This is a genomic window from Pseudomonas sp. VEM90, from assembly GCF_054611535.1.
Genome location: NZ_JBTRAR010000017.1, coordinates 37,338 through 63,313 on the forward strand (window position 1 = coordinate 37,338; position 25,976 = coordinate 63,313).

A 25,976-nucleotide genomic window follows, 5' to 3' on the forward strand; every position below is an offset into this window, starting at 1 on the left:
TGCAAGGCCGCCCCTGCGACAGGTATGCGACGGCAATGAAAAAACAACAATAAATCCAGAGGTTCACATGCAAGAGCAGCTGAAGATTGCCGGCGCATTTGTCGGCGTGATCGTGGGGGCGGGGTTCGCTTCAGGGCGGGAACTGTTGTTGTTCTTTGTCGATTTCGGCGTGTGGGGGTTGGCTGGCGCGTTGGTCAGCGCCGCCTTGTTCACCTTCCTCGGCATGGCGTTGGCGGGGCTGGGCAATCGCCAGCAGGCCACCTCGCACAAGGATGTGATCCTGGCCATCTGCGGCCGCCACCTGGGCATGTTCGTCGACTGGTTGATTACCTTTTTCATGTTCGCCGTCACCGTGGTCATGCTGGCCGGTGGTGGTGCATTGCTGGAGCAGCAGTTCGGCATCCCGGCCCTGACCGGCAGCGTGCTGGTGACGCTGGTGGTGGTCGGCATCGTGTGTCTGGACGTGCGCAGGATGATTCTTGCGATCGGCGCCATCACCCCCTTGCTGATCCTGGTGGCGTCGGCGATAGCGCTGTATGCCGTGATCACCCGCGAGCAGAGCTTTGCTGCGCTCGATCAGGTGGCCAGCCAGCAACAGGCCGGCACCCGCCACTGGTTGCTGGGTGCGTTCCTGTATGTGTCGTATAACATCGTCGCGGGCGCGCCGATCCTGGCCATTCTGGGCGGTTCGGCCAAGGGCGAGAAAGCGGCGGTGTGGGGAGGCCTGCTCGGTGGTGCGGCGCTAGGTGGCCTGATGCTGGTGATGAGTGCCGGGCTGCTGTCGCGCCTGGACAGTGTGGCCGACCAGCCGATGCCAATGCTGTCGATTGCCAACGAAGTGTCACCACTGCTGGGGCTGGTGATGTGCCTGATCATCTTCGGCATGATCGTCAACACCGCGGTGGGCACGCTGTTTTCCTTCCTCTCGCGGCTGTTGCCGGCGGGCACGACGACGTTCCGCTGGGGCTCGGTGGTGACCGGGGTGGTGGCGTTCGGCTGTAGCCTGGTGGGGTTCATCAACCTGGTGGGTGAGGTGTACCCGTTCTTCGGTTACCTGGGCTTTGTGCTGATGACGGCGGTATTGCTGGCCTGGGTACGGCGGGGCAGGGCTGCGAAGGCGGTGGCTGCATAAGGGGCTGGTACAGGCGACAACAGGCATAGGCCGTTGCCGCCTGAACCCGGCGTTTAAATCCTGAAGCTGCCCACCAACTGCTTCAAACGCCCGGCCTGCTGGGCCAGCTGATCGCAATGGCGCAGGGTCTCGTTGAGGTTCTCCACCCCCTGCTGGTTCAGGGCGTTGATCTGGGTGATGTCCAGGTTGAGGCTCTCGACCACGGCGGTCTGTTCTTCGGTCGCTGTCGCCACCGACTGGTTCATGCCATCGATTTCGCCAATGCGCTGGGTCACGCTGGCCAGGCGTTCGCCGGCCTGGTTGGCCACCTGCACGGTCTGCTCGCTGGAGACCTGGCTGGTGTTCATGGTATGCACCGCTTCGCGCGAGCCTACCTGCAGGCTGGTGATCATGCGGTGGATTTCTTCCGCCGACTCCTGGGTACGGTGCGCCAGGTTACGCACCTCGTCGGCTACCACGGCAAAGCCACGGCCGGCTTCACCCGCACGGGCCGCTTCAATGGCCGCGTTCAGTGCCAGCAGGTTGGTCTGCTGAGAAATGCCCTTGATCACGTCGAGGATCTTGCCGATTTCGTCGGTGCTGGCGTTGAGCGTTTCGATCTGCGCGCACGACTCGCTGATCCGTTGCGACAGGGCAGTCATGGCGCTGATGGCTTCTTCAACCACTTCACGGCCACCGTGCGCCTGTTCGCTGGCACCGCTGGCATGTTGCGAAGCATCTGCGGCGTTGCGGGCGATTTCCTGGGTGGCGGCGCCCAGTTCGTTGATGGCCGCAGCGACGCTGTTGGTGCGCATGCTCTGTTCTTCAGAGCCGTTGATCGACGCATTGGACGCGCTGACCACTTTCTCCGAAAGGTCATGTACCAGGCGGGTGGCCGAGGACACTTCGCTGATCGAGGCATGGATGCGCTCGACAAAGCGGTTGAACGAGGTAGCCAGTTCGCCGAACTCGTCCTTGTTCTGCACGGCCAGGCGGCGGGTAAGGTCACCTTCGCCTTCGGCGATGTCGCGCATGGCGCGGCCCATGGTGGTCAGCGGGCTCATCAGCACCGGAATCAGCAGGCCGAGCAGGCCGGCAATGGCGGCCACGGCGATCAGCATGGCAATGATCGCCGAGGTGCGAAACTGGCTGAGCGCGGCATAGGCCTTGTCCCTGTCGATCGACAGGCCGATGTACCATTGCGCCGAAGGCAGGCCGGCCACCGGAGCGAACGAGATGATGCGGTCATGGCCGTCGAGGGTGACATCCTGCATGCCGGCGGCGACCCGCAGGTTGCTGCCTGGGTAGATGTCCTTGAGGTTCTTCATCACCTGGTCTTTATTGGGGCTGACGATCACCTGGCCATTGGCGTCGGCCAGGAAAGCGTGACCGATGCCACCGAAGTCGACCGAGTTGATGATCTCGACGAGGGTGTCGAGGGTCACGTCACCGCCGACCACACCGATCAGTTCGCCATTGCTCTTGCTCTTCACCGGCGTGGCGATGGTCACCATCAGGCCACCGACTGCACCCTGGTACGGGGCGGTCAGCACGGTCTGCCCGGCGTTGGCGGCGGCGCCATACCAAGGGCGCTGGCGCGGGTCGTAACCGGCGGGCATCTGGGCATCCGGGCGCTGGGTGAATTCGCCGTTGGCCTGGCCCAGGTAGGTGAACAGGAAATTACGCGTGTAGGACGGCTGCTCGATCAGCCCTGCCAGGGTGTCGCCGGCGCCTTGCTGGCCGATGTCCTGGGCCAGGTTCTCCAGCACCAGAATGCGCCCGCTCATCCAGTTCTGCACGCTGCTGGCGGTCAGCGCACCGGACTGTTGTACCGAGGCTTCGATGTTCTGGCGGATGGTGTTGCGTTGCAGGTAGTCGTTGTAGAGCGTGAACAGGGCAAATGCCAAAACCACGACGCCGCAGGCGCTGAGCAGGATCTTGTGGCGAAATTTCAGGTTCATGTTTCGAGACCTTGAGCCAATGAGGGGAGGGCGCAGCGCGCTCATGACGCGATGCGGGGCCTGTCGACCGAGATATCGGCTCAAGGGGTAAAAGATTGAAGTGCTTAGAGAAAATTCTTACAGACGTTTCGACGGACGGCAGTCACCGGTCAGCCAGCTGTTCGATCAGCAGGCGTGCGGCCTGCTGCAGCGGCTGTTGTTTGCGCCACAGGATATGTACGGGCAGTTGCAACTCGTTGCGCGTATTGCGGAAAGCCAGGCGTACCAGGCGGCCGCTGGCCAACAGCGGCGCGACCCGCGACAACGGTAGATCACCCCAGCCCAGGCCAGCTTCCACCATCTGCAAAGCCAGGTCGAAGCTGTCGCTGGACCAGTGCGTGGCGCCGATCAGCGGGCGAGGGTCAGCCAGCGGCAGGTCGCGGCTGCGCACCAGAATCTGACGCACCTGGGTCAAGTCCTCGAGGTAGTGGATACGCCCCTCACGCAAGGCCGGGTGGCCCGGCGACAAGGTGGCTACCAGCGACTCCATGCCGATGTGCTGAAAGCCGCGGCGGGCATCGACCTGCAGGCCGGCAAAGGCTACGCAGAGGTCGGCACGGCCACTGTCCAGCAAGTGCAGGGCTTCTTCCTGCGGGGCGCTGAGCAGGGCAATGTCCAGCAACGGGTGGCGCTCGCCGAGACTGGTGATGGCCGCCAGCAGCGGACGGTGATCAATGTCAGGTACCACAGCCAGGGTCAGGCTGCTCTCGAGCCCTTGGGACAGCTCCAGGGCATGAACCTGCAGCAGCCCCAGTTGTTCGGCAATCAGTCTGGCGTGTGGCTCCAGGGCCATGGCCTGTGCGGTTGGGCGAACTTCTCGCGGGCCACGTTCGAACAGGTTGTAGCCAAGTTCTGCCTCAAGGTTGCCAATGGCCATGCTTACGGCTGAAGGCACCCGCTTGAGGGCGCGCGCCGCGGAAGAAAACGAGCCGTGGTCGAGCACGGCCAGAAACAGCTGGATGTTGTCGCTGGAAAAGTTCATGGCAGCCTCCTGTCAGCAGATCTGACAGCTGCTGACTTTTGCTGTCAAGTACGTTGAAGCATGATCGCCCCCTTCGCTTTTTGTCTTTGGAGGGAACCCTGGGTGCAGGGATTGAAACGCAAGCTGGTCTACGTGACTTTCTATGAACTGATCGGGCTGTGCATGTCGACCCTCGGGCTGGCCTACCTGTCAGATACGCAGGCGTCGCATACCGGGCCGCTGGCGGTGATGATCACCACCATCGCCATGCTCTGGAACCTGACCTACAACACCCTGTTCGAGTACTGGGAGCGCCGCCAGGCCAAGCGTGGACGCAGCGTGGCGCGGCGTGTGGTGCATGCCATCGGCTTCCAGTTGACCCTGGTGGTGTACTTGATTCCGCTGATTGCCTGGTGGCTGGGCATGACATTGCTGGAGGCGCTGCTGGTGGATATGGCGTTCATCATACTGGTGCCGTGCTACACCTTTGCCTACAACTGGGCGTTTGATCGGGTGTTTGGCTTGCCAAGCTCTGCCCTGGCCACAACTTGACACAGCCTTGCGCGGCGAAGAGGCCGGTACAGGTTGCCACTAAGGTGGCAGGCGAATGATCAAAGGCGCCTGCTGCTCTACCTGCTGCTCCACCGGCCGCGGTGCACTGGCCAGCAAGCTGTCCTCAACCTGTCCCGACAGGTAATAGACCCCGGCCATGGTCCCGCTCTGGCGGTTCTCCATCAACTCCTGCCATTCCTGGTTCAATGCCACGTTGAGGATCACCCGCAGCTGTTCGACCATCTGCGGGTGGTCACGGTCATGGGTCATCATCCCGTAACCGGCCGTAGCAATTGAAATCATCGCCCCTGCCACCTTGCCCACTGCCGATGCCACCGCACTGGCGATACCGCGTGGGGCCAGGCTGGCGCCGAGCTTTTCGCTGGCCTGGGTGGCCACCGAGTTCAGTCCGACATCGGTCCTGCCAGGGCCTTTGCTGGCCTGCTGATGCAAGTGCTGGCGCATCGCTTGCCAAGCCGGTTGCTGGTCCAGTGACTTGGCCCGCAGCAGCTGATACAGGCTGGCATTGCGCGTATCCGGTGGCCCCAGGGCGATGGCGGGGATACGGTTGAGACGCTGGCTGAATTGTTCCGGCGGCGCGTTGTAGCGGCGGATGATGGCCGGCAGTTGCTGGCCGAGCAGTTGCAGGTACAGCTCGCAGGCGCGGTCGCGGATGCCCTCGGGGTTGATCTGCTCGGCCACCGGCTCGATCACCCGCGCGCGATACTGCTCCTGCAGGTACAGGGCCAGGCGTTTTTCTGCCGGTTCCCGACCCTTGCCGCTGTCGAGCTTGTACCAGGCCACCTTGAGGGTGAGCCATTGCTGGGTCCAGTAGCCCGTGAACCAGGGAATGAAGTCGCGCTCGGTGCGTTGTTGCACCTGCTCCTTCCAGACCCGCATGGAGCGACGGGCATAGTCGTTGGCCGAGCCGGCGGCGCCGGCCGAGGCGTCGATCAGTTCCTGATCGATGCGTTGCCAGGCCGCAGGGGTGAGTATTGTGGGCGGCGGCGGGGCAGGGGGGCGCTTGCTGGCACAACCGCCGAGGGCCAGCAGAAGGCATAGCAGCAGGAGGATTCGAGAGCTCACGCGACCGCCTCCCTGGTAGAGGCTGGGCTGGTTCTCGCAGTATAGGGTGGGGTTATCGGGGCTGCTGTGCAGCCCATCGCCCGCCCAGCATCGCTGCAAAGGGTTGCGTGAGCGCGGCCTGGGTGGGAGCGATCGCGTCAGCCTGGTCGGGTTATTCCAGGTCCAGCTTTTCTTCCAGGCGGTCAAGGTGCCTGTGCATCAATCCCAAGGCCGCCTCGGCATCACCTTGCTCCACGGCATCGATGATCGCCGCATGCTCTTCCCACGCACAATGATCGCAGCACGGCGATTCGTAGCGAGCGATGATCAGCGAGGTCATCGGCACCAGCCCATTGAGAAACCGCGCCAGCGGCGCATTGGCCGCCACCTGCGCCAGTTTCAGGTGGAACTCGCCGCCCAGGCGGATCGCCGCGCAGCGTTCGCCACGCTCATGGTGCTGGCGCTCGCGCTCCACCAGTTGCCGTAGCTGGCGTACCTGCACCGGCCGGGCGCGTTGCGCGGCCAGGGTGATCAGCGTGGTTTCGGCCAGACGCCGGGCACTCAGCACCTGGCGTGCCTGGTCTGGGTCAGGCGCGGCCAGATGTGCGGTGTGACTGGGGCGCTGTACCACCACCTGCTGGTCGGACAGGCGCCCGAGCACGCGGCGGATCACCGTGCGGCTGACACCAAATGCATGGCCCAGCGCCTGTTCGGGCAACAGGCTGCCCGGTGGCAGGCGCTGTTCGAGAATGGCGTCGAACAGCCGCGGGTAAATCTGCTCGGCCGACAGACGGGTTTCGCCGGCCGCGAGCAGGGCAGGCAAGTGGGGGACGGCGTTCATGGTCACTCTCCTGAGGTCATGGATGCGGATGTTCGTCCGGGATATTCAGCGCAATGCCCATGCGCAGCCCTTCGGCCACGATGTGCTGACGCATCTGGGCACTGGCCTGGGCGCTGTTGCGTTCGCGAATGGCGCGCACCACCGCTTCGTTCTCCTTCAGTCGCGCGGCCAGGTGCTCTGGCGAGTTGCGCAGCATGTCGGCGCTTTGCTTCAGCGCATTCCCGGTCTGCTGCACCACGCTCTGGAAGATCGGGTTGGTGGTCAGGGCAAACAGCGCTTCATGGAAGGCAATGTAGGCTTTGACCCCGGCTTCGCTGTCATCGGCCTCCAGCGCTTCGCGCATGTCCATCAGGGTCAGGCGCAGCTGACCGATGTCCTGGCTGTTGGCCGACTGCGCCACCAGGCCGACGATGAACGGTTCGAGTGTGTAGCGCAGCTCCAGCACGTCGGCCAGGCTGGCCGCAGCGCTGGTTTCCACACCCGACGCCTGGACATCGGCATCCAGCACCAATACGCCCTTGCCTGGCAACGAGCGCACCAGGCCCAGTGTTTCCAGCACGGTTACCGCTTCGCGCAGGCTGGGGCGGCTGATGCCCAGTTGTTCGGCCAGTTCGCGCTGGCCTGGCAGCATGTCGCCGGTGCGCCATTGGCCGCGGGCCAGGGCCTGGCGGAGCTTTTCGACCACTGAGTTGACGACGGTTGATGAGCTGATCACGTTTCGCTCCTGGAAGGGCCGGCGTCAATGCCGGCCACGTTCGCTCAGAATTCCTGTTGATGGGCGGTGGGTTGCTTGCGGGGTGTGTGGGCAAAGCCAGGCTTGCCGTCGAGCACGTTCTGCGCGCGCTCCAGGTCAATGTCCTTCTCCCAACGGGCAATGGCCACGGTGGCCACGCAGTTGCCGATCAGGTTGGTCAACGCCCGGCCGATACCCATGAACCAGTCCACCGCCAGCACCAGTACCAGGCCTACCACAGGGATCGCCGGTACCGCAGTCAGGGTGGCGGCAAGAATCACCAGTGCCGAGCCTGGGATGCCGTGAGCCCCCTTGGATGTCACCAGCGACACCAGCAGGATGGTCAGCAGGTCGGTCATTTCCAGTGGCGTGCCGGTGGCGTTGGCGATGAACACGATCGCCAGGGTCAGGTAGATGGAGAAACCATCGAGGTTGAACGAGTAACCTGTGGGGATCACCAGGCCGACCGTGGAACTGCCGATGCCCAGGTGCTCAAGCTTGCGCATGATCTGTGGCAGCACGGCGTCGGAAGAGGCAGTGCCCAGGACGATGGTCAGCTCTTCACGCAGATACTTGATCAACGGCAGCAGTTTAAGGCCCGACAAGCGCATGACGGTGCCCAGCACGATCAGCACGAAGCCGGCACAGGTGAGGTAGAACAGCGCCACCAGCCCGCCCAGGTGCTGCAGCGACTCCAGGCCATACTTGCTGGTGGTGAAGGCGATGGCGCCGAACACGCCGATCGGCGCCAGGCGCACGATCATGCCCATGATGCGGAAGATCACATGGCTCAGTTCGTTGATCAGCCGCGAGATGCCGGCGGCCGAGTCACCCACCAGGTTCAGCGCGCTGCCGAACAGCACCGAGAACAGTAGCACCTGAAGAATGTTGTTGTCGGCGAACGCACCGATTACCGAGCTGGGGATCAGGTCCATGAAGAACGCCGTGGCGCCATGGATGTGCTGGCCGCGCTCGGCCAGGCCGTTGGCATCGGCGGCGGAGAGTTGGTCCAGATGAATATTGGCACCGCTGCCAATGCCACTGCTGAAGGCGAACACCAGGCCGATCACCAGCGCCAGGGTTGTCAGCACTTCGAAGTAGATCACCGACTTCAGGCCGATGCGCCCGACCTTTTTCAGATCGCCCGCACCCGAAATGCCGCTGACCACCACGCAGAACACGATCAGGCCGATGAGCATCTTGATCAGCTTGATGAAGCCGTCGCCGAGGGGTTTGAGTTGCAGGGAGAGGTCGGGGAAGCTCAGACCGCAGGCGATGCCGAGGGCAAGGCCGAGTACGACTTGCAGGAAAATCGAACGCGAGCACCATTTGAGCATGGGAGGAGTCTCTGATCGGTGTCCTTGCTTCGGTAGCCGCACGGGGCGAAAGAGCGCAGGACTTAATTATTGTGGTCTTACCGGTTTGTTCAGCGCGAGGCCATAAAAGCGCGAAAAATCCCTGATTGCAAGGATTTTTGGCCTTACCGGTCTGACCAGTTGTGGGGCAATCCGGCCTGCCATGCTCTAGTTCGGTGCGTGCCGTGAAGGCGGGCGCGTGAAATAGCTCAGGGCTTGGCCAGTGCCTGGTCCACTGCTGCAATCAACTTGCCAAGATCTTTGGGTGGGGCGTTGTGGATGACGCCGAACAGGTAGGCGCGCTGCTCCTCTTCGTCGTCCGGTTCAGCGAAGAAGTCCTTGGTCTTGACGCCCAGCACCTGGGCAAACGCCATGATTGCATCAATGCTGGGGGTGTAGGTGCTGGTTTCGAAACGGCTGATGGTCTTGGGGTCGAAGCCGGTCCGTTCGGCCAGTTGTGCCTGGGTCAGGCCCGCCAGCTTGCGGTAGCGGCGCAGGGCGATACCCAAAGCTGATCTCGTCATCGCTTAATTCCCATTTAGAATCAAGAACTTAACGATATCTATCCATGTGGCGCAACGCCATGATCGATCACCTTTGTTTTATTTATGTGATGAATTTCGTAGAATTCATGGCTTGACCGGTCAGTCATCGTCATCTTCCTTGTACCGTTCGGCCTCGTGCTGCAACGGCAGGAAGCGCTTTTGCCCATTGGAGCGGATCGCCATGAATCGGTTCCGATGGCCGTCGATGAACTGGGTGCCGGCTTGTCATTGAATGGAGTCTCATCGTGCGCCTCAACTTGCCGGTAACCCCGGTCGAGCAACGTTTCCCCCCCCATCAGCGGCTGATTTCTGCTACCGATACCGCCAGCCTGATCACCTACTGCAACCCAGAGTTTGCCGCCATCAGTGGCTACAGCGAGGCCGAACTGATCGGCAGCCCGCATAATCTGGTGCGCCACCCGGATATGCCGCCGGCGGTGTACGAGTTGATGTGGCGCTACCTGAAAGCCGGCAAAAGCTGGATGGGTATCGTCAAGAACCGCTGCCGTAACGGCGACTATTACTGGGTCAATGCTTACGTCACGCCCATCCTCGAAGGTGGGCGGGTTGTGGGTTACGAGTCGGTGCGCGTATGCCCTACGCGCGAGCAAGTAGCCCGTGCAGAAGCCCTGTATGCGCGGCTGCGCAACGGCCAGGCGGCATTGCCTGCGTCGCGCCGGCTGAGCTTGCTGATGCAGGCCTTGGCCTTGCCACTGGCTGGCGGGCTGCTGGCGGTGGGTGCCAACCAGTTGTGGCCCGGCCTGGTGGGGCAGGGGCTGACCCTGGGGCTGTTCGTGGGCTGTGGCCTGTGGGCGCGCAACGCCCTTGGGCGGCAGCTACAGCAAATTGTACAGGGCGCCGAAGGTGCCTTCGCCGACCCGGTTGCAGCCTTGACCTACAGCGACCTGACGGGGGCTGCCGGGCAGTTGCAACTGATGCTGATCAGCGAAGAGGCGCGCCTGAAAACTGCCTTGACGCGGCTAAGCGACCTGGCCGGGCAAATGGCCGTGGCTGCTCGCGATGCCGGGCAGTTGTCGCGCAGCACCGAGGCGGCATTGCTGGAGCAACGTGCCGAGACCGACCTGAGCGCCACTGCAATGAATCAGATGGCCGCCTCCATCGGCGAAGTGGCCAACCACGTGCAGTTGACCGCCGCCGAGGCACACACGGCGCATCTGCTGGCCGAGCAAGGTAGCCAGGTGGCCGATGCCAGTGGTGCGGCCATTCGGACCTTGGCCAGTACTGTGAGGCAGATCAATCAGGCAGTCAGCCACCTGGCTGGCCAGACCGGCGCCATTGCCGAGGCCGCCGGGATGATCCGCGGCATTGCCGAGCAGACCAACCTGCTGGCCCTCAACGCCGCCATCGAGGCTGCCCGTGCGGGCGAGCAAGGCCGCGGCTTTGCCGTGGTCGCCGACGAGGTGCGTGCACTGGCCGACAAGACCCGCCAGTCCACCCTGCACATCCAGGCCATCATCGATACCCTGCGCAGTGGCGCCGAGGAAGCCGTGGCGATCGCCAGTCAAGGCATCGACGGTGCCGAGCAGGGCGTTGCCCAAGTGCAGGAAGCCCGGCAGGCGCTGCATGGCATTCGTGACGCGGTTCAGCGCATCAGCGACATGAGCCAGCAGATGGCCACCGCTTCGCAGCAGCAGTCGGCGGTGGCAGAAGACGTTTCGCGGCAGATCAACGGCGTAGCCGGTATTGCCCAGCACAGCGCCCACAGCGCCAACGCCGCCGCCTCGCGCGGTACCGAACTGGAACATGTATGCGCCGGATTGCGCGCCCTGGTGGAGCGCTTCAACCGCTAAGGCAGGATGCTTTATGGATGATAACTATCGCGCGGCCGTGGACGCGGCCGCGATCTTTTCGGAAACCGACCTGCGTGGGAACATTACCTACGTCAATCAGCAGTTCTGCAGCATCTCGGGCTACAGCCGCGAGGAACTGCTGGGGGCCAATCACCGCATCCTCAATTCCGGCCTGCATGAGCCGACGTTCTTTGTCGGCATGTGGCGGGCTTTGGTCGCCGGGCGAGTGTGGAAGGGTGAAATCTGCAACCGCTCCAAGGACGGTTCGTTGTATTGGGTCGACAGCACCATGGTGCCACTGGTCGATCCGCTTTCAGGCCAGGTGCGCAAGTATGTGTCGATCCGCTTTGACGTCACCGAGAAGCGCCAGCTGCTGCATACCTTGCAGTGGCGGGTGGGCCACGATGTGCTCACCGGCCTGCCCAACCGCGCCTATCTGTCCGACCTGCTGAATCAGGCCCTGGCCTACTCGCGTCGTGAAGGTATCTCGCTGGCGGTGTGCATGCTCGACCTGGATGGTTTCAAGGCGGTCAACGACGGCTACGGGCATGCCGTGGGTGACCTGCTGCTGGTGGAAGTGGCGCAGCGCTTGAAGAGCATCCTGCGCGGTGGTGATGCCGTGGCCCGGCTGTCGGGCGACGAGTTCGTGCTGATCCTGCGCGACGTCGACGATGAGTGTCAGCTGCATGCAGCCCTGCAGCGGGTACTGCGGGCATTGGCGGCGCCTTGTGTGGTGCGTGAGCATACGCTGTCGCTCAGTGCCAGTATCGGCGTGACCCTGTACCCGCAGGATGATGAAGATGCCGACACCCTGGTGCGCCACGCCGATCAGGCCATGTATGTGGCCAAGCAGCGCGGGCGCAACCGTTACCATCTGTTCGATGTGTCGCAGGAGCAGGAGCTCAAGGCCACCCACCAGACTGTGGCGCGCGTGCGCCGGGCGCTGCGCAACCGTGAGCTGTGTCTTTATTACCAACCCAAGGTCAACCTGCGCAGTGGCAAGGTACTGGGCTTCGAGGGCTTATTGCGCTGGCAACGGCCTGGCCGTGGCGTGGTGCCGCCCGGCGATTTCCTGCCTTGGGTAGAGCAGACCGACCTGATCGTCGAAATCGGCGAGTGGGTGATCGGGCAGGCGTTGAGCCAGTTGCAGGTCTGGCAGCTGCAAGGGCGGCCTTGGTCGTTGAGCGTGAATATCGCCGCGCGGCATTTGCAGCGCAGTGACTTTGCCGAGCGCTTGCAGCAGCTGCTGGCAGCGTACCCGGCGGTGGACCCGGCGCTGCTGGATCTGGAAATCGTCGAGTCAGTGGCCATCGACAACCTGCAGCACGTCAGCCGCTGCCTGGATGCCTGCCGTGCGCTGGGTGTGCGTTTCTCGCTGGACGATTTCGGCACTGGTTATTCGTCGTTGAGTTACCTGAAGCGCTTGCCGACCCAGACAATCAAGATCGACCAGTCATTCGTGCGGGACATCCTTCATGACCAGGACGACCTGGCGCTGACGGAGGCGGTGATCGGCCTGGCCCGGGCGTTTGGCCGCGAGGTGATTGCCGAGGGGCTGGAGAGTGTCGAGCACGGGCGGGTACTGATGGGCCTGGGCTGTGAGCTGGCGCAGGGTTACTGCATTGCCCGGCCGATGCCAGCCAGTGAAGTGCAAGCTTGGGCGCAGGCCTACCGGCAGCCAGTGGAGTGGCGTGACCCTTGAAGGCCATCAGCGGGCGGTGGTCTTGACCCGCACCATCAATCACGGGCAAAAAAACGGCACCTGCAAGAGGTGCCGTTTTTGCATCACGCGGTATTACTTGTGCAGTTCTTCTGCTGCATACAGCGTGTTCTCCAGCAGGCACGCCCGGGTCATCGGCCCGACGCCGCCCGGCACCGGTGTGATCCAGCCGGCGCGTGGCAAGGCAGTCTCGTAGACCACGTCGCCGACCAGCTTGCCGTCTTCCTGGCGGTTGATGCCCACGTCGATGACGATGGCGCCTTCCTTGACCCACTCACCCTTGACCAGGCCCGGCTTGCCGGCAGCCACGACCACCAGGTCGGCACGCCCGACATGGCCGGCCAGGTCCTTGGTGAAGCGGTGGCAGACGGTCACGGTGCAGCCGGCCAGCAGCAGCTCCATGGCCATCGGGCGGCCAACGATGTTGGACGCGCCGACGATCACCGCGTTCATGCCGTACAGGTCCTGGCCGGTGCTTTCCAGCAGGGTCATGATGCCTTTCGGTGTGCACGGGCGCAGCAGCGGAATACGCTGGGCCAGGCGGCCGATGTTGTACGGATGGAAGCCGTCCACATCCTTGTCCGGGCGAATGCGCTCGAGCAGCAGCGAGGCGTCCAGGTGCGCCGGCAGCGGCAGTTGCAGCAGGATGCCGTCGACGGCCGGATCGTCATTGAGACGGTCGATCAGCTCGGTCAGGGCTTGTTGCGTGGTCTCGCTGGGCAGGTCGAACGCCTGCGAAATGAAGCCGACCTCTTCGCAGTCCTTGCGCTTGTGCGAGACATAGACTTGGGAGGCGGGGTCGGTGCCGACCAGGATCACTGCCAGGCCCGGCGTGCGCAGGCCTTGCTGGCGACGCTCCACGACACGTTGAGCGATCTGCTGGCGCAGGCTGGCGGCGATAGCCTTGCCATCGATTAGGTGTGCAGTCATAGACGCGTGATTAACCATCGAGAAGGAACAATAAAGAGCGCGCATTCTCGCACGACATGGGCCAAGGGCAAAGGCGGGTGGTCGGGCAAATCCCCTAAGCCCTTAAATAATTTAAATTTTTTCGAAAAAGGTGTTGACGACTTTCGGGGTCGACTATAAGATTCGCCGCACTTGTCGGGCACAGCCTAGCACTGGTTGGCTAAGTCGGGCAGAATGAGTGGTTTAACAGTTCCTTGTTAGCGTCTCGTTCGGTTAGGCTTCAAGCTTAAGCGCCCGTAGCTCAGCTGGATAGAGCATCCGCCTTCTAAGCGGATGGTCGCAGGTTCGAGTCCTGCCGGGTGCGCCATTAGGCAGCTTTGGCAAGCAAGTAGGCTGTAATGCAATATGGTGGGCGTAGCTCAGTTGGTAGAGCGCTGGATTGTGATTCCAGTTGTCGTGGGTTCGATTCCCATCGTCCACCCCATATTCTTCAAGGGCGCCTCGATAGCATCTGGCGCCTTTGTTTTAAGCGTTACGCGGACGTGGTGAAATTGGTAGACACACTGGATTTAGGTTCCAGCGGCGCAAGCTGTAAGAGTTCGAGTCTCTTCGTCCGCACCATGCTTCTGTAAAGTTGTACCGCAAGACCGCAATATGGTGGGCGTAGCTCAGTTGGTAGAGCGCTGGATTGTGATTCCAGTTGTCGTGGGTTCGATTCCCATCGTCCACCCCATATTCCTGAAAGGCGCCTTGATCGTGAGATCGGGCGCCTTTTTGTTTTGGGTCTGCGTGGCGGTGGTGAGTCGCGTCCCGACCAAAACACCTCCTGCCCCCTTGTAATCCTCTGGTGGCACCCCAATAAAAGCTGTTAGATTTCAGCCGGTTGAAACACCGGCCCGTTTGGCCGGCAAAGGACACCACCATGATTGCGAAAGAAGCCCGTCAGGCCCTGGCGCTGCAGCGCTTTGCCGAAGCCAGTCCGCAGTTGCTCGAGGAGATCCGCGAGCTGGATGCGCGCGAGCAGGCTCAGCAGATCGAATGGGCGTTCGAGGATGCAGCCGCGGAGCAGGGTATCGAGCCTTGGGAGCTGGCGCTGCAATTGATTGCCGAGTCCCCGGAGCAGCTGCAGGCCATGCGCCTGGAAACGCACCGTGAAGTGGCCGAGGCGCTGGGGCTGGAATGGGAGGAATACTGCCAGTTCAACGAAATCGATCCTGAATAAAGGAAGCGAATGCGTTGCTGGTAGTTGTTTGACAAGGTATTTCGGCTGCAGGCCGCCCCGGGCGTCGTGCAGCCCCGATTGGAAGCAGGCTCGGCGGTGCGCCGTGCGGGCCTTTAAGTTAATCGACCGGCGTTGTTTCCCGTCGTCCCGTGTGGGGTGACTTCTGCTGCGTGACTCACTAGAATGTTTGCCCTTGATTCTGGAGTCGGGCTAACGCCGGCTAACGTCTGTGCAACGAGGAATATCCATGCAAGTTTCTGTTGAAAACACTTCCGCTCTCGAGCGCCGCATGACCATCGCCGTTCCGGCCGAGCGCGTCGAGAACGAAGTCAACAAGCGTCTGCAGCAGACTGCCAAGCGCGCCAAGATCGCGGGCTTCCGTCCTGGTAAGGTACCGATGACCGTGATCCGTCAGCGTTTCGAGGCGGACGCCCGTCAAGAGGCTTTCGGTGACCTGGTGCAGGCCTCCTTCTACGAAGCCATCGTCGAGCAGAAGCTGAACCCGGCTGGTTCCCCGGCCGTAGAGCCGAAGTCCTTCGAAAAGGGCAAGGATCTGGAATTCGTCGCCATCTTCGAAGTGTTCCCCGAGTTCACGGTTGCAGGCCTGGAGTCGATCAAGGTCGAGCGCCTGAGCGCCGAAGTGGCTGACAGCGACCTGGACAACATGCTGGAAGTGCTGCGCAAGCAGAACACCCGCTTCGAGGCCGTCGAGCGCGCTGCGCAGAACGACGACCAGGTCAACATCGACTTCGTCGGCAAGGTCGACGGTGAAGTGTTTGCCGGTGGTTCGGCCAAGGGCACCCTGCTGGTGCTGGGTTCCGGCCGCATGATCCCAGGCTTCGAAGAAGGTCTGGTTGGCGCCAAGGCTGGCGAAGAGCGCGTTGTCAACGTGACCTTCCCAGAGGACTACCAGAACCTGGACCTGGCTGGCAAAGCCGCTGAGTTCACCATCACCGTCAACAGCGTTTCGGCACCTGTACTGCCAGAACTGAACGAAGAGTTCTTCGCCCAGTTCGGCATCAAGGAATCGACGCTGGAAGGCTTCCGCGCCGAAGTTCGCAAGAACATGGAGCGTGAGCTGCGTCAGGCGATCAAGACCAAGGTCAAGAACCAGGTCATGGACGGTCTGCTGGCCGCCAACCCGATCGAAGTGCCAAAAGCCCTGCTGGAAAACGAAGTCAACCGTCTGCGCGTGCAGGCTGTTCAGCAGTTCGGTGGCAACATCAAACCTGAGCAGTTGCCAGTCGAGCTGTTCGAAGAGCAAGCCAAGCGCCGCGTTGTGCTGGGCCTGATCGTGGCCGAAGTGGTCAAGCAGTTCGAGCTGAAGCCAGACGACGCCAAGGTTCGCGAGATGATCGAAGAAATGGCTTCGGCTTATCAGGAGCCTGAGCAGGTCATCGCCTGGTACTACAAGAACGACCAGCAACTGAACGAAGTGCGTTCGGTTGTGCTGGAAGAACAAGTTGTAGATACTGTTCTGCAGAAAGCGACTGTGACCGACAAGTCGGTCTCGTACGAAGAAGCCGTTAAACCAGCCGAGGCTCCTGCCGCTGCTGAGTAACAGGCTTCTCTCGTAGGAAACCTCCACAAGCCAGCCTTCGAGCTGGCTTGTGCGTATTCAAGCCATGACTATTTGGGAGTGAGCGCAGGACATGTCCCGCAATTCTTATATTCAGCAGAGCTCTGACATCCAGGCCGCAGGCGGCCTGGTCCCGATGGTTATCGAGCAGTCCGCCCGTGGCGAACGCGCTTACGACATCTACTCGCGCCTGTTGAAGGAGCGTGTGATCTTCCTGGTTGGCCCGGTAGAGGACTACATGGCCAATCTCGTCGTTGCGCAACTGCTGTTCCTTGAGGCGGAAAACCCGGACAAGGATATCCATCTGTACATCAACTCGCCGGGCGGTTCCGTCACTGCCGGCATGTCGATCTACGACACCATGCAGTTCATCAAGCCGGACGTTTCGACCATCTGCATCGGCCAGGCCTGCAGCATGGGCGCCTTCCTGCTGGCGGCAGGTGCCAAGGGCAAGCGTCATTGCCTGCCGAACTCGCGCGTGATGATCCACCAGCCGCTGGGCGGCTTCCAGGGTCAGGCCACCGATATCGAGATCCACGCCCAGGAAATCCTCAATATCAAGGCCCGTCTGAACGAGCTGCTGGCCTATCACACCGGCCAGGACCTCGAGACCATCAAGCGTGACACCGAACGTGACAACTTCATGAGCGCCTCGCGCGCAGCCGAGTACGGCCTGATCGACTCGGTCTATGACAAGCGGCAACTGGCCTCCTGAACCGGGGGGTCAGAGCAGGTGGGCGTCGAAAGCGCCTACCTGCGGACTTGAAAAAGCCCGCAATTGCCTTCATCTTGTGTTGCAAGCCTACCGGATTGGATCGATCGAATGACTGACACCCGTAACGGCGAGGACAGCGGCAAATTGCTTTATTGCTCCTTCTGCGGCAAAAGCCAGCACGAAGTGCGCAAACTGATTGCCGGGCCCTCGGTATTTATCTGCGACGAGTGCGTCGACCTGTGCAACGACATCATCCGTGAGGAGGTGCAGGAAGCCCAGGCCGAGAGCAGCGCGCACAAATTGCCTTCGCCGAAAGAAATCAGCGGCATCCTGGACCAGTACGTCATTGGTCAGGAGCGCGCAAAGAAGGTGCTGGCCGTAGCGGTGTACAACCACTACAAGCGCCTGAACCAGCGTGACAAGAAGGGTGACGAAGTCGAACTGGGCAAGAGCAACATCCTGCTCATCGGGCCGACTGGCTCGGGCAAGACCCTGCTCGCCGAAACCCTGGCACGTCTGTTGAACGTACCGTTCACTATTGCTGACGCCACCACCCTGACCGAGGCCGGTTATGTGGGTGAGGACGTCGAGAACATCATCCAGAAGCTGTTGCAGAAGTGCGACTACGACGTTGAGAAGGCCCAGATGGGCATTGTCTACATCGACGAAATCGACAAGATCTCGCGCAAGTCGGACAACCCGTCCATCACCCGTGATGTTTCCGGTGAGGGCGTGCAGCAGGCACTGCTGAAACTGATCGAGGGCACCGTGGCCTCGGTTCCGCCGCAGGGTGGCCGTAAGCACCCGCAACAGGAGTTCCTGCAGGTTGATACCCGCAACATCCTGTTCATCTGTGGTGGTGCGTTCTCGGGCCTGGAAAAGGTCATCCAGAACCGTTCCACCAAGGGTGGCATCGGTTTTGGAGCTGAAGTGCGCAGCAAGGAAGAGGGCAAGAAGGTTGGCGAATCCCTGCGTGAGGTCGAGCCGGACGATCTGGTCAAGTTTGGCCTGATTCCGGAATTCGTCGGCCGTCTGCCGGTACTGGCTACCCTTGACGAGCTGGATGAGGCTGCGTTGATGCAGATTCTCACTGAGCCGAAGAATGCCTTGACCAAGCAGTATGCCAAGCTGTTCGAGATGGAAAGCGTTGACCTCGAGTTCCGTAGCGATGCGCTCAAGGCCGTTGCACGCAAGGCCCTGGAGCGCAAGACTGGCGCTCGTGGCCTGCGTTCGATCCTCGAAGGCGTGCTGCTCGATACCATGTACGAGATTCCTTCGAAAAAGGATGTCAGCAAGGTAGTTATCGACGAGAGCGTCATTGAGGGCACCTCGCAGCCGCTGATGATTTACGAAAACAGCGAACCGCAAGCCAAGGCCGCGCCAGACGCCTGATTCAGGCAAAGGCCGGTTCTCGGTTGCAAGCAAGAGGGGGGCCTACGGGCCCCTTTCTGCTTTTCCTGTGCAAGCGCTTGTAATTTCCCAAGCGTGCCCCCACATTAGGTCCAAGCATCATTTCCACCGGTTTCCGGCCATAAGGCCGCTGTAGAGGCGAAATCATGAAGACCACCCTCGACTTGCCTCTTTTGCCATTGCGCGATGTCGTTGTTTACCCGCACATGGTTATCCCGCTGTTCGTGGGGCGTGAAAAGTCCATCGAAGCCCTCGAGGCGGCGATGACGGGCGAAAAGCAGATCCTTCTGCTGGCCCAGAAGAATCCAGCCGACGACGACCCGGGTGAGGACGCCCTGTACCGCGTCGGTACCGTTGCCACCGTGCTGCAACTGCTGAAGCTGCCTGATGGCACCGTCAAGGTGCTGGTCGAAGGCGAGCAGCGTGGTGCGGTCGAGCGCTTCTCCGAAGTTGAAGGGCACATCCGTGCCGAAGTCTCCCTCATCGACGAAACCGACACTGCCGAACGCGAGTCGGAAGTCTTCGTGCGCACGCTGCTGTCGCAGTTCGAGCAGTATGTTCAGCTGGGCAAGAAAGTGCCTGCCGAAGTGCTGTCTTCGCTGAACAGCATCGAAGAGCCAGGGCGCCTGGTCGACACCATGGCCGCGCACATGGCCCTGAAGATCGAGCAGAAGCAGGAAATTCTTGAAATCGTCGACTTGACTACCCGTGTCGAGCACGTACTGGCACTGCTGGATGCCGAAATCGACCTGCTGCAGGTCGAAAAGCGCATTCGCGGCCGGGTCAAGAAGCAGATGGAGCGCAGCCAGCGCGAGTACTACCTGAATGAGCAGATGAAGGCCATTCAGAAAGAGCTTGGCGATGGTGACGAAGGCCACAATGAAGTCGAAGAGCTGAAAAAGCGCATCGAAGCCGCAGGTCTACCTAAAGATGCCCTGGCCAAGGCCCAGGCGGAGCTGAACAAGCTCAAGCAAATGTCTCCGATGTCGGCCGAAGCTACCGTGGTGCGCTCGTACCTCGACTGGCTGGTGCAGGTGCCGTGGAAGGCACAGAGCAAGGTGCGTCTGGACCTGACCAAGGCCGAGGAAATCCTCGATGCCGACCATTATGGCCTGGAAGAGGTCAAGGAACGCATCCTCGAGTACCTTGCCGTGCAGAAGCGCGTCAGGAAAATCCGCGGCCCGGTGCTGTGCCTGGTCGGCCCACCCGGCGTCGGCAAGACCTCGCTGGCCGAGTCGATCGCTGCCGCCACCAACCGCAAGTTCGTGCGCATGGCCCTGGGTGGCGTGCGTGACGAGGCCGAGATCCGTGGCCACCGCCGTACCTATATCGGTTCCATGCCGGGTCGCCTGATCCAGAAGATGACCAAGGTGGGCGTGCGCAACCCGTTGTTCCTGCTCGACGAGATCGACAAGATGGGCAGCGACATGCGCGGTGACCCGGCCTCGGCGCTGCTGGAAGTGCTCGACCCTGAGCAGAACCACAACTTCAACGACCACTACCTGGAGGTCGACTATGACCTCTCGGACGTGATGTTCCTGTGCACCTCGAACTCGATGAACATCCCGCCGGCGCTGCTGGACCGGATGGAAATCATCCGCCTGCCTGGTTACACCGAGGACGAGAAGATCAACATCGCGGTCAAGTACCTGGTGCCCAAGCAGGTCAAGGCCAACGGCTTGAAGAAGGAAGAGCTGGAAGTCGACGTCTCGGCGATTCGCGACATCATCCGCTACTACACCCGTGAAGCCGGTGTACGGGGCCTGGAGCGGCAAATTGCCAAGGTCTGCCGCAAGGTGGTCAAGGAACATACCGGGCAGAAGCAGGTCAAGGTCAAGGTGGCCAGCGAGCAGCTGGAGCACCTGCTGGGCGTGCGCAAGTTCCGCTATGGCCTTGCCGAGCAGCAGGACCAGATCGGCCAGGTTACCGGCCTGGCCTGGACCCAGGTGGGCGGCGAGTTGCTGACCATCGAGGCCGTGGTCATCCCCGGCAAGGGCCAGTTGATCAAGACCGGCTCGCTGGGCGATGTCATGGTCGAGTCGATTACTGCCGCGCAGACCGTGGTGCGCAGCCGCGCCCGCAGCCTGGGGATTGCCGCCGACTTCCACGAGAAGCACGACGTGCACATCCACATGCCTGAGGGCGCCACGCCGAAGGACGGCCCTAGTGCCGGTATCGGCATGTGCACCGCACTGGTGTCGGCGCTGACGCAGATCCCGGTACGTGCCGACGTGGCCATGACCGGCGAAATCACCTTGCGTGGCCAGGTATTGGCCATTGGCGGGTTGAAGGAAAAACTGCTGGCGGCACACCGTGGCGGGATCAAGACGGTGATCATTCCCGAGGAGAATGTTCGCGATCTCAAGGAGATTCCTGAAAATATCAAACAGGATCTTCAGATCAAACCGGTCAAATGGATTGACGAAGTCCTGCAAATTGCGCTGCAATACGCCCCGGAGCCCTTGCCAGATGTGGCTCCGGAGATTGTCGCGAAAGATGAAAAGCGCGACGGCGATGCCAAGGAAAGAATTAGCACGCATTAGTAGTTTTCGGCTGGGGGGCTTTCCTTGACAGTTTTTTCGAGGCCTTGCTATAAAGCGGCACGCTATTGTCGTCAGGCCGCCCAGCACACGTTTCATAAGCTTTTCATTACATACTTAGAAACAAACTCAATAGAGAAATAAGGGGACTTAGAGTGAACAAGTCGGAACTGATTGACGCTATCGCCGCATCTGCTGACATCCCGAAAGCTGTAGCCGGCCGTGCGCTGGACGCAGTCATCGAATCCGTCACCGGCGCCCTGAAGCAAGGTGACGATGTGGTACTGGTTGGCTTTGGTACCTTCTCGGTCAAGGAGCGCGCCGAGCGTACCGGCCGCAACCCGCAAACCGGCAAGGCCATCAAGATCGAAGCCGCCAAGGTTCCAGGTTTCAAGGCAGGCAAAGGCCTGAAAGACGCCGTCAACTAAGTCGTCTTTCAGCCGGGCCCGGCCTGGCCTGGTCCGAGCACGGTGATGGCGGGGCGCAAACGTTCCCGCCTGACACGTTTGCTAAGAAAAGGCGCATCCTCGGATGCGCCTTTCTTTTATCAGGATTCTACCCACGCTCCGCGGTTGTCGACGCAGTGGTACAGCCGTTTCTGGGGGACGCATGCTGCAAAATATCAGGGACAATTCACAAGGTTGGATTGCCAAGACCATCATCGGCCTTATCGTCGTGTTGATGGCATTGACCGGTTTCGAAGCCATTTTCCAGGCCGCCACTCATAGCCAGGACGCCGCCAAGGTGAACGGCCAGACCATCAGCCAGAACGAACTGAGCCAGGCGGCCGAGATGCAGCGCCGTCAACTGATGCAACAGTTGGGCAAGGATTTCGACCCGGCGCTGCTGGATGACAAGTTGCTGCGTGAAGAAGCACTCAAGGGGCTGATCAGCCGCAAGCTGCTGCTACAAGGCGCTGAAGATGCCAAGTTCGCTTTCTCTGACGCCGCACTGGATCAGGTGATCTTGCAGACCCCTGAATTCCAGGTGGACGGCAAGTTCAGCGCTGAGCGTTTCGATCAGGTGATCCGCCAGATGGGCTACGGCCGCATGCAGTTCCGCGAGATGCTTGGCGAGGAAATGCTCATCGGCCAACTGCGCACCGGCCTGGCCGGTAGCAGCTTCGTCACCGATCAGCAGGTCGATGCCTTTGCTCGCCTGGAAAAGCAGACCCGCGACTTCGCCTCCCTGACCTTCAAGGCCGACCCGGCCGCAGTCAAGGTCAGCGACGAAGAGGTCAAGGCGCACTACGACCAGCACGCCAAGGAGTTCATGTCGCCTGACCAGGTCGTGATCGACTACATAGAGCTGAAGAAGTCGGCCTTCTTCGACCAGGTCAAAGTGACCGACGAAGAGCTCAAGGCTCAGTACGAGAAGGAAATCGCCAACCTGGCTGAACAGCGTCATGCCGCGCACATTCTCATCGAGGTCAACGACAAGGTCACCGACGCCCAGGCCAAGGCCCGCGCCGAAGAGATCGAGCAGCGTCTGGCCAAGGGTGAGGACTTTGCCGCACTGGCCAAGGAGTTCTCCCAGGACCCAGGCTCCGCCAACAGCGGTGGTGACCTCGGCTTCGCCGGCCCGGGCGTCTACGACCCGGCCTTCGAAGAGGCGCTGTACAAGCTTCAGGATGGCCAGGTATCTGCTCCGGTGCGCACCGAGTTTGGCTACCATCTGATCAAGCTGCTGGGCGTGCAGGCGCCAGAAGTACCGAGCTTCGCCAGCTTGAAGGACAAGCTGACCCGTGATCTGAAGATGCCGCTGGTCGAGCAGCGTTATGTCGACGCCAGCAAGCAGTTGCAGGATGCTGCCTACGAGGCTTCCGACCTGGCTCAGCCGGCCCAGGACCTGAACCTCAAGGTACACACCTCCGCCGCCTTCGGCCGCGAGGGTGGTGAAGGCATTACGGCGAACCGTTCGGTGGTGCAGGCTGCGTTCTCAGAAGAAGTGCTGGATGAGGGTGCCAACAGCAACGCCATCGAACTCGACCCTGAGACCACCGTGGTGCTGCGCGTCAAAGAGCACCGCAAGCCAGAGCAACTGCCGCTGGAAGCTGTGGCCAAGAACATCAGGGAGCACCTGGCCAAAGAGAAGGCGACTGCCGAGCTCAAGGCCAAGGCGGACAAGCTGATTGCCGGCCTGCGCGACGGTTCCATCGCAGCAGGCAGCGTGCACGAAGGGCAGGGCTGGAAAGCCTATGAAGCCGTCACCCGTGGTGAGGACGGTATTGATCCGGTCGAACTGCAGGCACTGTTCCGTCTGGGCAAGCCGCAAGCCAAGGGCAAGCCTGTTTACGGCAGTGTAGTGCTGCGTGACGGTAGCCTGGTGGTGTTGCAGCTCAAGGGTGTGAACGAAGGCGCTACCGCCACCGACGAAGAGAAGCAGCAGATTCGCCGCTACCTCGCGTCACGTGCTGGCCAGCAGGACTTTGCCGCTTACCGCAAACAGCTGGAAGCCAATGCAGACATCACTCGTTACTAAGGTGTTCGTTGCATGAAGAAACAGGCCGCTTCGTGCGGCCTGTTTCGTTTTCGCCAGCCGCGCGGACGGTGATTGTCGAAGAGCACACCGCCTCAGGGGCGGCGCCGACCAGGTTCTACCGCTTCACCCCTTCATAACTATCCAGCGTATCGCGTGCAATCTCTCGCCCCAGGGCGATCAGCTCCGGCGCTTTGTAGAACTCGAAAAACCGGCACACCCGCTTGGGTACGTTTATCAGCACATCCGGTGGATAGCCGGCAATCTTGTACTGTGCCAACGAAGTCTGCATGACCTCGAAGCTCTGGTTGATCAAGTCCAGCAGCGAGGCCGGCCCCACGTTGTCGATGATGAAAGAACCGGTGGCCGACTTAGGCGCGCCCTCGCGCTCCGGGGCCGCCGCTGATTGCTGGCTTTCCGGGTCGGCGCTGTCGGTCAGCCACGGGCTTGGTGGTGCCAACCCTTCGGCGACGATTTCCTTTTCGATGCGGATCAGCTCTTCCGCCGGTTTACGCCGGAATGGCAAGCGTGAGCCCAGCGAGCTCAGCAAGGCGTCAAAACGCATCTTGAAGGCCGCCGGACGCTCGATCACCGGCAACTGGTACTGCTTCTGGTTGGTGGCGTTAAGGTTGACTGCGATGATCAGGTCGCAATGGCTGGACACCACAGGCACGATTGGCAGCGGGTTGAGAATGCCGCCGTCGACAAGCATACGGTTGCCTTGCATCACCGGCGTGAACAGGCTGGGAATGGCCGCCGAGGCACGCATGGCCTGGTGCAGGCAACCCTCCTGGAACCAGATTTCCTGCTGGTTGGTTAGGTCGGCGGCCACTGCGGTGTAGGGGATGCGCAGTTGCTCGATGTTTATCTCGCCGACGATCTTGCGGATCTGCCCGAACACCTTGTCGCCGCGAATCGCACCGAGGCGAAAGCTGACGTCGACCAGGCGCAGCACATCCAGGTAGTCGAGGCTCTCGATCCAGTTGCGATAGTCGTCCAGCTTGCCAGCGGCATAGATACCGCCAATCACCGCACCCATGGAACACCCCGCGACGCAGGCTATGTCGTAGCCGCGGCGCTCGATTTCCTCTATTACGCCGATGTGCGCATACCCTCGGGCTCCGCCCGACCCCAGTACCAGTGCCACACGTTTACTCATGAACATTCCCCAGCCAGTGCCATCATGGTCCTACAATGCACCCATCGCTGCCTGTGCTTCAATGTAGATCGTGCTGAGCTACTGTAATAAAACTGGCCAGGCAACGCCGGCTGGGCATGGCACTTTCCAGCTGTCGGCGCGTCGAACAGCCACCGTTTTTCCATAGAGGTATTACTGATGAAAGCCTGGATTTGCCTTCCACTGATTGCCTTGGCCCTTGCTGGCTGCGCGGGCAAGACGGCCTACCGTGACAGCTGCGCGACCCAGCTGGATGCCGCCTGGAAGGAGCTGGACCTGGCCAAGGCCGAAGGCTTCGCCGGTGCCGTCAGTTACTCCAAAGCCTTGTCTTTGCTGACGGGGGCCAAGACCCAGCAGCAGTTCGAAGGCTTTGAAAGCTGTACCCGCAAAGCCGAAAAGGCCCGCTTCTACATTCGTGAATCTCGCGCCGGGCGCTGATCAGGGAGCATCGTATGTCTGCCATGCTCGACCATGTAGTTGTCCAGATACTGACCTTGCAGGTGCGGTTGCTGGCCTGTCGTGAACGCCTGGCTGCCAATACCGACAGCGAAGCCTTGCACGACCTGCGTGTCACCTTGCGGCGCCTGCGCAGTCTGTTGAGGCCGCTGCGTGGGCTGCCCGGCGTGGAGCAGCTCGAGGATGCTGCAAGGTCGCTGGGTACCCTTACCACGCCCTTGCGTGATCGCGAGGTACTGGCGGCCGAGCTGATCGGACGCGGTCATGCGGCAGCCGGGCAGCGGCGTCTGCAGGGGCGTGACAGGACCTTCGCCAGCGTTGCTGCCAGCCCACAGCTGGCCAGGGTATTGGCGATTCTCGACGCCTTTCCATTGTTCCTGCGGGCGGCGGGCCGGGAGGGGTTGGTCAAGTCGCTGGGCAAGCGCATCGACAAGCGTCTGGTCAAGCAGTGGCGCAAGTTGTACGAAGCGTTGCAGGACCCGGCCCACGATCGCCACCGCCTGCGTTTGCTGATCAAGCGTGCGCGGTATGGTGATGAGGCCTACCCGCAACTCGATCACGCTGGGAAAAAACTGCAACGTCTGCTGAAAAAGGCACAGGGCGACCTGGGCGATTGGCACGACCGCCTGCAATGGCTGCTGCAAGCGCGTGACCAGGCCGACCTGCTCCCCTGCAGGGCCGATTGGGAGCAGGAACTGCATGAGGCGGAGCGTCAGTCAGATATGACGCTGGACGCCCTGCAACAGGCACTGACGCGGCGCTATCACGGAAAATGACCGATATGCGGGCTGATTCC

Annotated in this window: 22 protein-coding genes, 4 tRNA genes and 2 pseudogenes; 18 read left to right on the forward strand and 10 right to left on the reverse strand. The window is 61.4% G+C overall.

The features are described 5' to 3' along the window. Positions 1 to 67 precede the first annotated feature (67 nt). Entirely contained in the window at positions 68 to 1,132 is a 1,065-nt protein-coding gene (locus tag ACYCCG_RS17015) for a YkvI family membrane protein (RefSeq protein WP_176683965.1), read from the forward strand. A 53-nt stretch (positions 1,133 to 1,185) separates the two neighbouring features. Here the strand turns inward: ACYCCG_RS17015 and ACYCCG_RS17020 are convergent, their stop codons facing one another. From ACYCCG_RS17020 to ACYCCG_RS17030, 3 genes and pseudogenes are all read right to left on the reverse strand, one after another. Further along, positions 1,186 to 1,926, reverse strand: a complete 741-nt coding sequence (locus tag ACYCCG_RS17020; RefSeq protein ID WP_370290711.1) for a methyl-accepting chemotaxis protein — start codon at positions 1,924 to 1,926, stop codon at positions 1,186 to 1,188. Between the two features lie 114 nt (positions 1,927 to 2,040). Continuing rightward, a pseudogene (gene mcpA, locus ACYCCG_RS17025) lies at positions 2,041 to 3,117 on the reverse strand (methyl-accepting chemotaxis protein McpA); the annotation flags it as partial. 97 nt (positions 3,118 to 3,214) lie between these two features. Beyond that, entirely contained in the window at positions 3,215 to 4,093 is an 879-nt protein-coding gene (locus tag ACYCCG_RS17030) for a LysR family transcriptional regulator (RefSeq protein WP_459671249.1), read from the reverse strand. A 102-nt stretch (positions 4,094 to 4,195) separates the two neighbouring features. On the opposite strand from ACYCCG_RS17030, the gene ACYCCG_RS17035 reads away from it, so the two are divergent. Beyond that, entirely contained in the window at positions 4,196 to 4,624 is a 429-nt protein-coding gene (locus ACYCCG_RS17035; RefSeq protein WP_459671251.1) for a PACE efflux transporter, read from the forward strand. A gap of 39 nt (positions 4,625 to 4,663) precedes the next feature. Here ACYCCG_RS17035 and ACYCCG_RS17040 read toward each other — a convergent pair whose 3' ends face one another. The 5 genes from ACYCCG_RS17040 to ACYCCG_RS17060 form a co-directional block, all read right to left on the reverse strand. After that, on the reverse strand, positions 4,664 to 5,710 hold the full coding sequence (locus ACYCCG_RS17040) for a hypothetical protein (RefSeq protein WP_176683961.1): 1,047 nt from the start codon (positions 5,708 to 5,710) through the stop codon (positions 4,664 to 4,666). A gap of 151 nt (positions 5,711 to 5,861) precedes the next feature. Beyond that, the gene (locus ACYCCG_RS17045; protein ID WP_176683960.1) at positions 5,862 to 6,530 is read right to left on the reverse strand and encodes a GntR family transcriptional regulator; all 669 of its coding nucleotides are present in this window, start codon (positions 6,528 to 6,530) and stop codon (positions 5,862 to 5,864) included. A 16-nt stretch (positions 6,531 to 6,546) separates the two neighbouring features. Further along, positions 6,547 to 7,245 carry a FadR/GntR family transcriptional regulator gene (locus ACYCCG_RS17050; RefSeq protein WP_176683959.1) on the reverse strand — a complete coding sequence of 233 codons (699 nt, stop codon included), beginning with the start codon at positions 7,243 to 7,245 and terminating at the stop codon, positions 6,547 to 6,549. A 44-nt stretch (positions 7,246 to 7,289) separates the two neighbouring features. Further along, positions 7,290 to 8,600: a C4-dicarboxylate transporter DctA gene (locus tag ACYCCG_RS17055; protein ID WP_176683958.1), complete on the reverse strand. Its 1,311-nt coding sequence runs from the start codon at positions 8,598 to 8,600 to the stop codon at positions 7,290 to 7,292. A 227-nt stretch (positions 8,601 to 8,827) separates the two neighbouring features. Next, positions 8,828 to 9,142 carry a helix-turn-helix domain-containing protein gene (locus ACYCCG_RS17060; RefSeq protein WP_010953232.1) on the reverse strand — a complete coding sequence of 105 codons (315 nt, stop codon included), beginning with the start codon at positions 9,140 to 9,142 and terminating at the stop codon, positions 8,828 to 8,830. A 266-nt stretch (positions 9,143 to 9,408) separates the two neighbouring features. Between ACYCCG_RS17060 and ACYCCG_RS17065 the strand changes: the two are divergent. From ACYCCG_RS17065 to ACYCCG_RS17075, 3 genes and pseudogenes are all read left to right on the forward strand, one after another. Next, positions 9,409 to 9,738, forward strand: a pseudogene (locus ACYCCG_RS17065) (PAS domain-containing protein); the annotation flags it as partial. A 117-nt stretch (positions 9,739 to 9,855) separates the two neighbouring features. Continuing rightward, positions 9,856 to 10,974: a methyl-accepting chemotaxis protein gene (locus ACYCCG_RS17070; RefSeq protein WP_370844330.1), complete on the forward strand. Its 1,119-nt coding sequence runs from the start codon at positions 9,856 to 9,858 to the stop codon at positions 10,972 to 10,974. A gap of 13 nt (positions 10,975 to 10,987) precedes the next feature. After that, positions 10,988 to 12,676: a putative bifunctional diguanylate cyclase/phosphodiesterase gene (locus ACYCCG_RS17075; protein ID WP_176683956.1), complete on the forward strand. Its 1,689-nt coding sequence runs from the start codon at positions 10,988 to 10,990 to the stop codon at positions 12,674 to 12,676. Positions 12,677 to 12,769: 93 nt separating this feature from the next. On the opposite strand, the gene folD is transcribed toward ACYCCG_RS17075, so the two are convergent. Beyond that, positions 12,770 to 13,624 carry a bifunctional methylenetetrahydrofolate dehydrogenase/methenyltetrahydrofolate cyclohydrolase FolD gene (gene folD, locus ACYCCG_RS17080; protein WP_003250234.1) on the reverse strand — a complete coding sequence of 285 codons (855 nt, stop codon included), beginning with the start codon at positions 13,622 to 13,624 and terminating at the stop codon, positions 12,770 to 12,772. Positions 13,625 to 13,893: 269 nt separating this feature from the next. Here folD and ACYCCG_RS17085 point away from each other — a divergent pair. From ACYCCG_RS17085 to ACYCCG_RS17135, 11 genes are all read left to right on the forward strand, one after another. Then, positions 13,894 to 13,970: transfer RNA gene (locus ACYCCG_RS17085), tRNA-Arg, on the forward strand. A gap of 41 nt (positions 13,971 to 14,011) precedes the next feature. Next, positions 14,012 to 14,087 (forward strand) — tRNA-His (locus ACYCCG_RS17090). Positions 14,088 to 14,139: 52 nt separating this feature from the next. Then, a tRNA-Leu gene (locus ACYCCG_RS17095) sits at positions 14,140 to 14,224 on the forward strand. Between the two features lie 36 nt (positions 14,225 to 14,260). Further along, positions 14,261 to 14,336 (forward strand) — tRNA-His (locus ACYCCG_RS17100). A gap of 189 nt (positions 14,337 to 14,525) precedes the next feature. Next, the gene (locus ACYCCG_RS17105) at positions 14,526 to 14,825 is read left to right on the forward strand and encodes a DUF6388 family protein (RefSeq protein ID WP_176683955.1); all 300 of its coding nucleotides are present in this window, start codon (positions 14,526 to 14,528) and stop codon (positions 14,823 to 14,825) included. A gap of 247 nt (positions 14,826 to 15,072) precedes the next feature. Further along, a complete protein-coding gene (gene tig / locus ACYCCG_RS17110) occupies positions 15,073 to 16,386 on the forward strand; it encodes a trigger factor (RefSeq protein WP_103444061.1) in 1,314 nt (437 codons plus the stop codon). A 91-nt stretch (positions 16,387 to 16,477) separates the two neighbouring features. Beyond that, on the forward strand, positions 16,478 to 17,119 hold the full coding sequence (gene clpP, locus ACYCCG_RS17115) for an ATP-dependent Clp endopeptidase proteolytic subunit ClpP (protein ID WP_003259400.1): 642 nt from the start codon (positions 16,478 to 16,480) through the stop codon (positions 17,117 to 17,119). 108 nt (positions 17,120 to 17,227) lie between these two features. Continuing rightward, positions 17,228 to 18,511: an ATP-dependent Clp protease ATP-binding subunit ClpX gene (gene clpX / locus ACYCCG_RS17120; RefSeq protein WP_003250242.1), complete on the forward strand. Its 1,284-nt coding sequence runs from the start codon at positions 17,228 to 17,230 to the stop codon at positions 18,509 to 18,511. Positions 18,512 to 18,675: 164 nt separating this feature from the next. Beyond that, complete coding sequence (gene lon, locus ACYCCG_RS17125) at positions 18,676 to 21,072, forward strand: endopeptidase La (RefSeq protein ID WP_209964868.1); 2,397 nt, start codon at positions 18,676 to 18,678, stop codon at positions 21,070 to 21,072. A 152-nt stretch (positions 21,073 to 21,224) separates the two neighbouring features. Beyond that, complete coding sequence (gene hupB / locus ACYCCG_RS17130; RefSeq protein WP_003250246.1) at positions 21,225 to 21,497, forward strand: nucleoid-associated protein HU-beta; 273 nt, start codon at positions 21,225 to 21,227, stop codon at positions 21,495 to 21,497. A 181-nt stretch (positions 21,498 to 21,678) separates the two neighbouring features. Continuing rightward, positions 21,679 to 23,550 (forward strand): SurA N-terminal domain-containing protein, encoded by a 1,872-nt coding sequence (locus ACYCCG_RS17135; RefSeq protein WP_209964870.1) that lies wholly within the window; start codon positions 21,679 to 21,681, stop codon positions 23,548 to 23,550. A 115-nt stretch (positions 23,551 to 23,665) separates the two neighbouring features. On the opposite strand, the gene ACYCCG_RS17140 is transcribed toward ACYCCG_RS17135, so the two are convergent. Next, the gene (locus ACYCCG_RS17140; RefSeq protein WP_176683952.1) at positions 23,666 to 24,706 is read right to left on the reverse strand and encodes a patatin-like phospholipase family protein; all 1,041 of its coding nucleotides are present in this window, start codon (positions 24,704 to 24,706) and stop codon (positions 23,666 to 23,668) included. Positions 24,707 to 24,883: 177 nt separating this feature from the next. Here ACYCCG_RS17140 and ACYCCG_RS17145 point away from each other — a divergent pair, with 177 nt between their 5' ends. Both ACYCCG_RS17145 and ACYCCG_RS17150 read left to right on the forward strand, forming a co-directional pair. Continuing rightward, positions 24,884 to 25,162, forward strand: a complete 279-nt coding sequence (locus tag ACYCCG_RS17145) for a hypothetical protein (protein WP_176683951.1) — start codon at positions 24,884 to 24,886, stop codon at positions 25,160 to 25,162. 14 nt (positions 25,163 to 25,176) lie between these two features. Continuing rightward, complete coding sequence (locus ACYCCG_RS17150) at positions 25,177 to 25,956, forward strand: CHAD domain-containing protein (RefSeq protein ID WP_339443602.1); 780 nt, start codon at positions 25,177 to 25,179, stop codon at positions 25,954 to 25,956. Positions 25,957 to 25,976 lie beyond the last annotated feature (20 nt).